This is a genomic window from Flammeovirga sp. EKP202, from assembly GCF_014534745.1.
Classification (GTDB): Bacteria; Bacteroidota; Bacteroidia; order Cytophagales; family Flammeovirgaceae; genus Flammeovirga.
On record NZ_JACVVP010000073.1, the window covers coordinates 21,285 to 33,643 of the forward strand.

The 12,359-nt window shown below is 36.3% G+C and carries 7 protein-coding genes; 5 read left to right on the plus strand and 2 right to left on the minus strand.

Annotated features, from left to right (window positions below):
* The first annotated feature begins 10 nt into the window (after positions 1 to 10).
* The 5 genes from IC221_RS26930 to IC221_RS26950 all read left to right on the plus strand — a co-directional run bounded on the left by IC221_RS26930 (position 11) and on the right by IC221_RS26950 (position 9,806).
* The gene (locus tag IC221_RS26930) at positions 11 to 1,732 is read left to right on the plus strand and encodes a SusD/RagB family nutrient-binding outer membrane lipoprotein (protein ID WP_188171915.1); all 1,722 of its coding nucleotides are present in this window, start codon (positions 11 to 13) and stop codon (positions 1,730 to 1,732) included.
* A gap of 13 nt (positions 1,733 to 1,745) precedes the next feature.
* Positions 1,746 to 2,807, plus strand: coding sequence for a glycoside hydrolase family 99-like domain-containing protein (locus IC221_RS26935; protein ID WP_188171916.1), 1,062 nt, complete (start codon positions 1,746 to 1,748; stop codon positions 2,805 to 2,807).
* 66 nt (positions 2,808 to 2,873) lie between these two features.
* The gene (locus tag IC221_RS26940; protein ID WP_188171917.1) at positions 2,874 to 5,162 is read left to right on the plus strand and encodes a GH92 family glycosyl hydrolase; all 2,289 of its coding nucleotides are present in this window, start codon (positions 2,874 to 2,876) and stop codon (positions 5,160 to 5,162) included.
* An 80-nt stretch (positions 5,163 to 5,242) separates the two neighbouring features.
* Positions 5,243 to 6,880, plus strand: a complete 1,638-nt coding sequence (locus IC221_RS26945) for a sulfatase (protein WP_188171918.1) — start codon at positions 5,243 to 5,245, stop codon at positions 6,878 to 6,880.
* Positions 6,881 to 7,190: 310 nt separating this feature from the next.
* Positions 7,191 to 9,806, plus strand: a complete 2,616-nt coding sequence (locus IC221_RS26950) for a kelch repeat-containing protein (RefSeq protein ID WP_188171919.1) — start codon at positions 7,191 to 7,193, stop codon at positions 9,804 to 9,806.
* A gap of 82 nt (positions 9,807 to 9,888) precedes the next feature.
* Here IC221_RS26950 and IC221_RS26955 read toward each other — a convergent pair whose 3' ends face one another.
* Together IC221_RS26955 and IC221_RS26960 are read right to left on the minus strand one after the other, a co-directional pair.
* Positions 9,889 to 10,638, minus strand: coding sequence for a DUF4262 domain-containing protein (locus tag IC221_RS26955; RefSeq protein WP_188171920.1), 750 nt, complete (start codon positions 10,636 to 10,638; stop codon positions 9,889 to 9,891).
* 192 nt (positions 10,639 to 10,830) lie between these two features.
* Entirely contained in the window at positions 10,831 to 12,132 is a 1,302-nt protein-coding gene (locus IC221_RS26960) for an Ig-like domain-containing protein (protein ID WP_188171921.1), read from the minus strand.
* Positions 12,133 to 12,359: the final 227 nt, after the last annotated feature.

Genomic DNA, 12,359 nt, shown 5'->3' on the forward strand with positions numbered 1-12,359 from the left:
TTAGAAGAGCATGTTAAAGAAATATATCAATATCATTATTACAAGTGCAATTCTATGGGGGGCATTGGGTTGTACGCAGGATTTTGAGGAACTGAATGTAAATCCTCACGAGTTTGAAACAGCAACACCTAATGTCTTATTTCCAGGTGTGGTTAAAAAATCATTGGACTTGGTAAAAGGTGATCCTGCCAACAAAATGTATTTGCAGTATTCTCATTATACCTCAGCTGGAGGGGGGCCTTACAATACGTATTGGTTTTCAGATCCGCTGGGGTCAGGATGGTGGGAAGATTTCTATACCAACTTGATCATGGATTTACAGTCCATCATAGATCTGTATGAGGACAATGAAAAATACACTAATCAGGTTGGAATGGCTAAAATATGGAAGTGTTATTTATCTTCAGTGATTTTAGGAACTTGGGGACCAATGCCTTACTCTGAAGCATGGCAACAGCGTTTGACAATCGGTTTTGATAGTGAAGAACAAGTATTGGAAGATATTCTTAAAACCCTTTCGGATACTTATGTAGCGATGGATACAGCAGTAGACACCATGGATGAACCTATCTTTCAAGGAGATAAAGAAAAATGGAAAAAATTTGCCAATACTTTGTCTTTGAAATTAGCCATCCGTTATCAAAATATGGGAACTAACATTACAGATTACGGTCGTTTGGCAATGGAAAGAGAAGCGGATATCATTGGTAGTGAATCTGAAGCCGTGACTGCTGCATGGGGTACGTTGGAGGAAAACTGGAACTACTTTTACCGTGAGTTCAGACATCAAAATAGTAGCAGTCAGTTACAACGTTTCGGACACGTTTTTCATACGCAACTTAGAGATTTGAAAGACCCAAGAATAGAAGTATATGCTGAAAAGCCAAAATTGGATTATATCATCAGAGATACTTTAACCAATAAAGATAACGGTAAAGTAGTGATTGAATATGCTGCTCCATATGTAAGTAAGCCAAAGTCAACTACTCCTCATGATAATTGGGGATTGACCGACCAACAAAACCCTTACAGTGGTTTAGGGGATGATAGCTACTCTGATATTGCAGAACGTTATTACGCCCAAGATTATGAAGCAACAATCATAGGGTATGCTGAAGCTTGCTTCTTAAAAGCAGAAGCAAAACTATTACACTGGGGTGGAGCTGGATCAGCGGAATCTTATTACAACGAAGGAATCAGAGCCTCTTTTGCACAACATGATATCACTGAAAAAGTAAATGCTTATTTAGAAAATGACGGTGTGAAATGGGGAACAACTTCTGAAGGCGTAAGAGATTACAGAAGCATCGTAAAAGCCCAAATTTCACATGGACCAATTCAGCAAGTGATTGTTCAACGATGGATTGCAGGCTTTTTCCAAGGGTTTGATGGTTGGTGTCTTATCAGAAGAACAAGAGATATATTTGATATTCCACCACATTTCAACTCTGATCAAAACGGAGTGGGGCAAGCCACTAATATGCCAGAACGTATTATCTATCCTTTTAAAGAAGCAAGATTAAATACCAACGGGTACAATCAAGGTGTAGCGTATTTGGACGGTTCAGATTTCTTAAATACAAGATTAAAGATGTCGGTGCCGAAAAGCTATAAAGATTGGGGAAGTTTACAGCCGATCATGAATCAGGATGTAGTGAAATACTACTATGGCACTACCCTTGAAGAGTACGAAGCTGCAGGAGTTGATTTTAAAATTATTGATGAATTCTAAAAGATCTAATGAGATGAAAAATAGATTAAAGATAACGATGATTTGCCTGATGGCTTTCTTTGCCTTATCATGTGAACCTGAGAATGAAACAATAGAAGAACATCCGATAAGTGCTGAAATACAGGAAATTCCAGTGACGCAAGATTATTTGGTAGGGGCTTTATACCTAGCCAATAAATGGGGTTATAATCAAGAAGAAGTGCCTTTGGCTGGAGAATATGAAATTGGAAATGCAGAAGCGATGAAGCAGCATGTCGAATGGGCGGCTGCAGGTGGTGTAGATTTTTTCATGTTTAGTTTCAGAGAAGCAGGCAACTCCCAAGATGTATCTATGATTGAGGCTTTTCAAGCGAATAATGCAGAAGGAACCATGAAATTCTCACTTCGTTTAAACATTGGTCCTTTTGATTTGGAAGCTGACAATACGTTAGAAGATCAAGGAAGAGTGGAAGATCTGATCACTATTTTCAAAGGAATGATTCCTTTCTTTGAAGACCCTAATTATCAGAAAATCGATGAAAAATATCTTGTAAGTATTATTGGAGCACACAATTTTCACTGTAATGACTTACAGGAAGTGTACCGTCAGATCAGAGAAGCTATGAGTGCTGAAGGTTACGAACTCTATTTACTAGGTGAGCAAGGAAACGGATGGGTACCACCGGCACGTTTTGAGATGTTTTATGAAAATGCTTTAGATGCTGTTTCTTTCACTACCATGTTCAATGACAACTATTACGATCGATATTCTTCTTTTCCTCAGTACCTTGATTTACACTGGGATTACAGCAAAGAGTATTATATGAACAGTGTTGGCGGTGTGGAATGGGTACCAACTGTAGCTCCTGCTTTCAACCCTCTGATTGCAAAGCCAGAAAGTACTTCTTACAGGCATGTAAGGGATGACCAAAGGTTTAAAGATGTGTTGAATGTAGCCAAAAAGAACATTGGTCCATCAAGATTGATAATCGTCAACTCTTTCAATGACTGGGAGGATGATACACAGCTAGAGCCAGCAGAAAGTTATGGAACGTCTACTTTAGATATTCTAAAACAGCAAACTAAAGTCAATTAGAAATTTTTTTAAGCGAGCAGGTCTGCAAAGTGACGACAGGCCTGCTTCCAATACACAGATTCGATAATGAAATTTACAAATTATTTAGTAATTGCCATGCTCCTCATTGGCTGTAAAAAGTACGATACAGGAGATAAGCAACAAGAGCTTTCGGATAAACTCTCATATGTAGATCCGTTTGTAGGGACAGGTTATCATGGTCATACGTTTCCTGGAGCGACTACACCTAATGGTATGGTGCAATTGAGTCCAGATACACGTTTTATCGGATGGGATGCTTGTGGAGGCTATCATCATTCAGATTCATCGATCATAGGTTTTTCACATACACACCTTTCAGGAACGGGTATTGGGGATTTGGGCGATGTGTTGATTATGCCTTTTACTGGTGAACCAAAGACAGGTTATGGCTCTTCAGAAAACCCAGATGAGGGATACCGCTCTCGTTTTGATCATAATAGTGAGACCGCCACTCCAGGGTATTATTCAGTAAACCTGAAAGACTATAATATCAAGGCTGAATTAACAGCTTCTACAAGAGTAGGTTTTCATCAATATACTTACCCTGAGACAGATCAGGCAGGGATGATTTTAGACCTTACAACAGGAATTGCCAATAATAAGATTCTTGAAAATACCATTGAAGTATTGAGTGATACGGAGATTGTTGGGGTGAAAGGTTCGAAAGGATGGGCGAGAAAGCAACATGTTTTTTTCTATGCTAAATTCAATAAACCATTCAAACATACGATTTATGGTGATCAAAAAGCGGTAGAAGGAAAGCATTACTCAGGAAAACAAGGCAAGGTGGTTTTGCAGTTTGAAACGGAAGAGGCGGAGCAAGTGAAAGTAAAAGTAGGAATTAGTAGTGTAGATATTATTGGTGCTAAAAACAACTTAGAGAAAGAGGTAGATCACTGGGATTTCAACCAAGTGAAAACGGAGGCAGAAGGACAGTGGTCTGATAAAATAGCATTGATTGATGCAAACGGTAAGGATGAGGAGCATATGAAAATTTTCTATTCTTCTATGTACCATGCCTTCATTGCCCCTATGACTTTTTCAGACGTGGATGGAAGATACAGAACCATCGATCAGAAAATTGAGAAAGACGAACAAAATACAGCCTATACTGTTTTCTCTTTGTGGGATACTTTCAGAGCATTTCACCCGTTGATGACGATCATACAACCTACACAAAATGAAGGTTATATTCGTTCTTTGTTGAAGAAATATGATGAAGGAGGATTACTTCCGAAATGGGAGCTAATGGGAAATTATACCGGAACCATGATTGGTTATCATTCTATACCTGTCATTGTAGATGCGTATATGAAAGGGGCGAGAGATTTTGATGTTGAAAAAGCTTTCCAAGCGATGCTGGAGGCGAGTAAGTATGATGAAAATAAGGAGTTTGTTCACTATGACCCAGTGGTAAAAGAAAAGATGATGCCGATGGGGAAATACTATAATCAAACATTAGGTTTTATCCCTGCTGACAAAGAAAACGAATCTGTTTCTAAAGCTTTAGAGTATGCTTACAACGACTACTGTATTGCAGTGATGGCAAAGGAATTAGGAAAGATGGATATTCATGAGGAGTACATGGAGCGTTCTAAAAGATACACGAAGTATTTTGATACTGAAACAGGTTTTATGAGAGGAAAATTAAGTACTGGAGGGTGGAGAGAACCTTTCGATCCTAAATTCAGTCAGCATAGAAAAGACGATTATACAGAGGGAAATGCTTACCAATGGTCATGGTTTGTACCACATGATATCGATGGATTGAAAAATTTGATGGGTGGTGCTACTCCTTTTGAAGAAAAATTAGACTCTTTATTTACAACAAGCTCACAGTTGGCCGGAGAACATGCAAGTGCAGATATCACAGGTATGGTAGGACAATATGCTCACGGTAACGAACCAAGCCACCACATTGCTTATATGTACAACTACATCAATGTTCCTCACAAAACACAATACATGGCAGATTACTTGCTTCAAAATCATTACTCAGCGACTCCAGAAGGAATTATCGGTAATGAAGATTGTGGTCAAATGTCAGCTTGGTATATTTTGAGTAGTATTGGTTTCTATCCGGTTTGCCCAAGTGAAACGACCTATGCAATCGGCCGTCCGATCTTTGATGATGTCAGCATTCAATTGGAAAATGGTAAAACATTTACGGTAAAAACCATCAACAATAGCATTGAAAATAAATATATCAAGAAGATCACTTTGGATGGTGTTGATTTGAAGAAACCATTTATTGAGCATAGTGATATCATGGAAGGCAAAACATTGGAAGTTACAATGACCGATGAGCCTGTTATTGAAAATATTTTTATGTAATTTTCCAACGTCCTCCTGCATGAATAGTGGGAGGATGCTGAGAAACTAATTTCAATTAAATTACAAACGATTTTTATAGTATGAAGTACCAACATATCTTTTTATTACTTTTCACCTATATTGGTTTCAGTTGTGCCAACCAAGTAGCACAGCAACAAGATCAAGCCGAAAAGAAACGACCAAACATTCTTTTCATTATGTCTGATGATCATGCCTACCAAGCTATCAGTGCGTATTCAGATAAATTGATTAAAACGCCGAATATTGATCGTATTGCAAACGAAGGTATGCGTTTTGACAATGCTTGTGTGACTAACTCAATTTGTGCACCTTCAAGAGCAGTAATTTTGACGGGTAAGCACTCTCATATTAACGGAAAAACAGACAATTACTTTCCATTTGACACTACTAACGTAACGTTCCCTCAGATTATGCAAGAGGCAGGTTATCAAACGGCTATGTTTGGTAAACTACACTTCGGTAATAGTCCTAAAGGTTTTGATGAGTTCCAGATTTTACCAGGACAAGGTCACTATTACAATCCTACTTTTATTACAAAAGAGAAAGGAAAAGTAACTTACCCTGGTTATGTGACGGATATCACTACAGATTTGACTTTAAATTGGTTGAAGAAGGAGAGAAAAGAAGACAAGCCTTTTATGTTGATGTATTTGCACAAAGCACCACACAGAGAGTGGTTGCCCGCAGAAAGACATTACAAGGAGTACACAAAGAAAACGTTCCCAGAACCAGAGACGTTATTCGATGATTACAAAGGTAGAGGAACAGCGGCACATACTGCAGAAATGAACATCTTGGACCATATGAACTGGGCAGGAGATTCAAAACTTTATCCTGAAACGATGGAAGCGTTAGGTATACCACAAGGTTCGCACTGGGATTATGATGCTTTCAAAAAAGAAAGAAGCCGTATGACGGAGGAGCAGAAGAAAGCTTGGGACGCAAGTTATGGTCCTATCAATGAGGAGTTTGCTAAAAACTATGCAAGCATGGACAGAGAAGCATTGATGAAGTGGAGATACCAACGTTATATGCAAGATTATTTAGGAACAATTGAGTCAGTAGATGAGAACGTAGGTAGAGTTTTAGATTACCTAGATGAATCAGGTTTAGCGGATAACACATTGGTGGTTTATACTTCAGATCAAGGTTTCTATTTAGGAGAACATGGCTGGTTTGATAAGCGTTTTGCTTACAATGAGTCTTTCAAAACACCACTTTTAATGCGTTGGCCCAATGAAATCAAGCCAGGAATCACGAATGAGGAGATGGTTCAGAACCTAGATTTTGCACAAACTTTCTTAGAAGCAGCGGGTATTCAAGCTCCTTCAGATATGCAAGGAGAGAGTTTAATGCCTTTATTGACAGACAATGGTGCTGCGTGGGATAGAGATGCAGTGTATTATCATTACTATGAGTATCCATCAATCCACATGGTAAAACGTCATTATGCTATCATTACAAAAGAATTCAAATTGATTCATTTCTACTATGATGTAGATGAGTGGGAATTATATGATAGAAAAAATGATCCTATGGAATTGAACAACGTATATGACGACCCGAAATATGCTGATACGATTAAGACATTGAAGGAGGATCTTGCTGCTTTGAGGGTACAATACAAAGATGGATCGGAAATCGATCAAAAGTTATTGAATAAGTATTTGAATTCGAAAGCTGCATTGCAAAGATAATTATAATAAAATCTGCATTACCTTTATTTTTCTTACATGAAAGGTAATGCAGGTTAGCAAATATTATGAAATTTAGGTTATATTTGAAGAAGCCGTTATTGAGTCAGTACATTTTATGAAGGAATTGAATCTGAACTATTTTTTTGTTGAAAGGAAATTATACTGACCAATCGATTTATTACTTATTTTTTTATCAAAGTATTAAGTTAAAAATAGTTGATCCCTGATAACTTTTTGTTGTTACAAAACAAAAATAGGATTTTGTATTAAATGATTTTTGCCTTTTTACTTATTAAGCTGATCACGAGTTATGAGAAAATCTTTATTCTCTTTACTATTGCTTTTTATAATCTCATTTCAATCTACACTTGCCCAGCCCATAGGTTTACAATTTGGTAGTCACGAAACTCAAATGGATCAACGGACAGGTTTAAAGTTGATGGATGGGAAAAAGCTGAATGTAAATGATGAATTGGAATTGACCGTTGATGTATATTTCAATCGTTCTCCAAAGCACTACTTCGGATATATCCTAAGAATGATTGATGACAATCACCGTAATTTGGATATTGTTTATAACTACAGATCGGATCGTTTTAATGATTTTAGTATCATCTATGATCATCAATTGACGCCCATTAAGTTCAACTTTGAAGATCGCAGAAATGCCATGAACAAATGGAGGAAGTTGAAGCTAAAAATAGATCTAAAAAACAATGTAATTGCTTTAAGCCTAAACGATAGAACCTACGACTACAAATTTGAAGGTAAAATTCCACCTATTAAAGGACTGAAATTTTACTTTGGAGCCAACTACAATCCGTATTTTAAAGTACATGATGTACCGCCAATGATTTTGAAAAATCTTCGTGTTAAGGCGGATAACAACACATATGAATGGCCATTAGATGAAAAAGAAGGCAACATAGCACATTGTAAAACAGATCCAACTTTTGACGGTAAAGTAATTCATCCTATTTGGATCAAAGCTACGCACTCCAATTGGGAATTGACATTAGCCGAAAAAATTCAAGGAGGCTTATACTGTTATTTGAAAGAACATTCTGCTTTGTTATATGTACAAGACAATATTCTTTACAGAAAAAACTTTCAATCAGGAGAGACGGTGCGATTGGGTGACCTCCCCTTTGATTTGAAACCTGATGTCAGAACCAGAATGATCAAAAAAGGAAATAAACTCATCATTTATAACCTTAAAAAAGATGTTGTATACACTTATGATCTCATCACTAAAGTAGCCCAAAAAGAGAACATTGATTATCCAATTAGTAAAACGGCTACGCATCATGCACAGTGGATTTCAGATAACGGTGCTAATATGTTTATTTTTGGGGGATATGGAAATCATGAGTTTAGTAATAAGTTTGTCAAATATGATTTTAATAAAAAAGTATTTACACCCATTGAAATAAATGGAGATGTGATTACTCCAAGATATTATACAGGAGTAGGTAAGGCGGAGAAAGGACATGTTTATCTTTTTGGTGGTTATGGAAGTGTGACCGGACAACAGATTATCAACCCTCAAAACTTCTACGACCTTTATGATTTCAATGAAAAAACAAATGAATTAAAGAAAATATTGACATGGGAGACACCATCTGATTCTTATGTTTCTTCTAGGTCAGTTGTAGTGGATACCCAAAATCAAGAACTGTTTGCATTGACGTTTGACAATCATAAATTCGTCAATGAACTTACACTTAGAAGTTATGATTTAAAATCTGGAAAAATGAAGGCTTTCCCAAAAGTTATTCCTTTTCAGTTTAATGATACTAAAGTAGTGGTAGATCTTCAGTTTGATGCTAAGTATAAAAAGCTTCATGTGATCTTAATCGAAAAAGTAGGAAAAGAGTCACAGTTTAAGGTTTATTCTTTAAATCTAATGGGTGGTTTTTATATTCCTGAAGTCGAGGAAGTTACAGCTGACTCATCAGAGGAAACACCATGGGAGTTATTGCTTATTGCAGTAGCATTAATTCTTGTAATTGGGGGAATTGTGGTTTGGAAGAGAACGAAAAAACAGTCTGATGAAATTGAACCTGTAGTGAGTGCAGAGGAAACAAAACCAACAATTGCTCAGGCAACAGCAAAGAAAGAGGAAGAAAAAGTAGAAGAAGTTGTTCCTACAGCTGAAGTTAAAAAGCCAGAGGTAGTGAAAGTGATGAAAGTGAAAAAGTCAACCATCAATTTCTTTGGTGGCTTTAGAATTTTTGACAGTGAAGGTAAAGATATTTCCAATGAATTTACACCGCTAATCAAGCAACTCTTTATATTAATTACCATCTCACAATACATTAATGGGCGAGGAGTTTCAGCCGATAAAATGATCAACCTGTTTTGGTACGATATGCCTCTGAGTAAAGCGAGGAATAATCGAGGCGTAAACCTGACAAAGTTACGTAGACTTTGTAAAACAATTGGTGAAGTCAAGTTCCTGAAAGATGCAGATTTCTGGAAGTTGGAAATCGGTGATGACGTTCACATTCCGTTCTTTGATTTGAAAGACCTTCTCGAAAGTCCACAGACCAAAGAAAACTTGATGAGCATTCTTGAAATTTTGGATACAGGTAAACTGCTTTTAGGAACGGATTATGAATGGATGGAAGAGATGAAAGCGGAAATTGTCAATCATTTAATTGAAACTTTATACGGTTATCTGACTTCATCAGAAGTGAAACTTTCCAATCAGGAAAAACTAAAGATAAGCGACACTATTTTACAATATGACCATATCCATGAAGAAGCCACATTGATCAAATGTCAACTGCTTTCTTCACAAGGTATGCATAGCGTAGCCAAAGATATTTTCAATAAGTTTAAAGATGAGTATGAATCTATCTACGATGAGAAATTTGATATGCAATACAACGAGTTTCTAAGAGAAATGGGGAGTACTTATTAGTAAATGAAACATATTGTATAAACTAAGTTTTCGGCGTATTAAAAAGGCTCAAATTGATAAGATTTGAGCCTTTTTTAATGGATTATTCTTCTTCATAATCGGTAAATTCCCAAGGGGAGTTAATGTCTTTTCTGATGGCACTTTGGCCGTAGCTTAAAATATGAACATCATTCAGACTTTGATCTTCTTTGACTAGCCTACCAAGCTTGATTATTTTCACATTTTCAAAATCAGGATACTCTTCACTATGAAACTCCCAATCACCGTCATGAGTGTGGTATACCCATAAAATTGGATTGCCCTCCAAGGTGTTTTTAGTAGTGTAAACCGCTAGTTCGTTTTTTTCAAAGAATTTGAAACCTGAATTTCTATCTAATAATGGTTGATTGAATTTCCAGTTTTTATCAAAACTCTGATCCCATGGAAATTTACCTTTCTGATCTGTCCAAACCATTTGAAGAACGGGGAAATTGGAAGAATTTTCGTAGAAATAACTCACATAATCCAAATAATTGAAATAGTTTTCTTTAGCTACTTCTACAAATTGAACTGGATATTTGCTGAGAATATCATCGTAGTTTTTACCTGTTGAAAAACTATTTTTCTTTTGTACTTTTTCGCAGATAGTATTCAATGCCACCTGCATTATTTCTTGTGGTAAACCAAAAATAATAATTTCAGGGTGATTGTATGTTTTATATAACCCGATACTAAAAGCAAAAGCTGGTAAATATTCATCTCCATCAATTACTCCAAGATGAAAACCATGCTCCTTTATATTTTGACGAATTAAATTTTCTGTATCTATATCTATAAAATTTTCTATTTTCATTATGCTATGATTTAATGTGGGTTCAAATTTAAGTACTTCGCTAGCAATAAGTACTAAGCCAAAAATAAATGATAATAAATTTGTCATTATTTTTTGTGAGTACAACGCTTAAAAATGTGTAAAAGAGAAAGCATAACAAAAAAATAAATCTAGGAAGAGGTCTACTGTAACCTCTTCCCAGCATAAACTATTTTATGGAATCAATTGAATACTTACAGCACCCCCTCTTACGGAGAAAGAGTTGTCATAAAACTGATCCTCATGAGTGAGGTACAACATGGTCATATCATCACTGAGGTTACCGTTATCTTTATAACCATAATTGAGGTTTGAATTGGTAGATTCTTTACCGTTGTCAGTAGCAATGACAACCAAGAACGGCCCCATTTCTCCCTGATGATCAATACTTGCTTTTGTATTGAAAAACTGTAAATTTTGAGTTGTACCGGTATTTATCAGTCCGTCATAAGTGAGGATGGATAATGAGGCGGAGGCGTTTTTAGTATCGATCTGTCCAAGGTTATTTTGATTGTCTGAAGTAACTTGACGTACCCACACCTCAGCACTTTTATCATCATCACCACCATAGCCCACTTTGGTCCAACTTCCACCTTCAACATGTGATTCCTTTTCATAACTTCCTGCAGGAGGGTTTCCATGGCTCGCAGATAGAATTAAAAATTCGGTAGTTCCAATGGTACTGTTATTGAAAATGATATCCTGATTACCACTCATTCTTACATAAGGAAGAATTGTAAGGTTGAAATCATCCCATACAATTTCTTTGGTGAGTGCTTTTGCTTTCACAATATCAATGGTGACAGTTTCACTGACAGTCAATTGGTCTTTTTCATCCTTCATTTTCAAAGTGATGCTGTGTGTTCCTTCTTCAAGGTGATTGATTGAAAAATCAAAAGGAGCTTCTTTATTGATGTCATAATATAGTCCATCAATCCATAGTCGTACATTTTTTACGCCATCTTCGTCTTCATTTGTAGAAGAGATCAATATGTCTTCTCCTTCAGCAAAAGTATCACCATTGGCAACAGAAGTAATGATTGTAGTACCAGGTGCATTGTACTCTACAATGTTGACTGTTACTTCTTCACTATCATATTTCTCACCATCGGCACCATTGGCTCTCATCATTAAAATATGTTCGCCTAAGGTCAAGCCCGACACATCAAATGTGTAAGGAGGCTCTTTGTCTAAATCGTAGAAAATACCATCAATCCATAACCTACAGGCTACTAAATCAACGGTTTCATCTGTGATTCCTTCAACCGTAAAGGTTGACCCCAATATAAATTCATCTCCTTCAGTTGGAGTTTGAATAAGGACAACTTCACCCTCAAGTAAAGTTGTTCTAGCAGAAGAACTGTGATTCAGTTCTTCTTGTTGTTGACTTTCTTTTGGAAGAAAATCTTCAGTACAGGCACTAAAAAGTACCCCACTAGTCATAAGTAATACTAATGGTAGTTGTCTAAAGTTCATATCATACTTGTTTAAAAATTAAAAATAAAAGTTGTTTTTAGGATAATTGAATGCGTCTTTAGTCTGCTTAAAAGGGGGGATAAGTACTAAGTTTTCGTTAATTAATATAATTGCTTTTTTTGAGGGAAATGATGCTGTATTGTGGTTCACAAGGGGCTGTCGCAAAACTAAGATTTGAATAAATAATCATTATGTTTAACTTATAACATAATGATTATTTACTATGC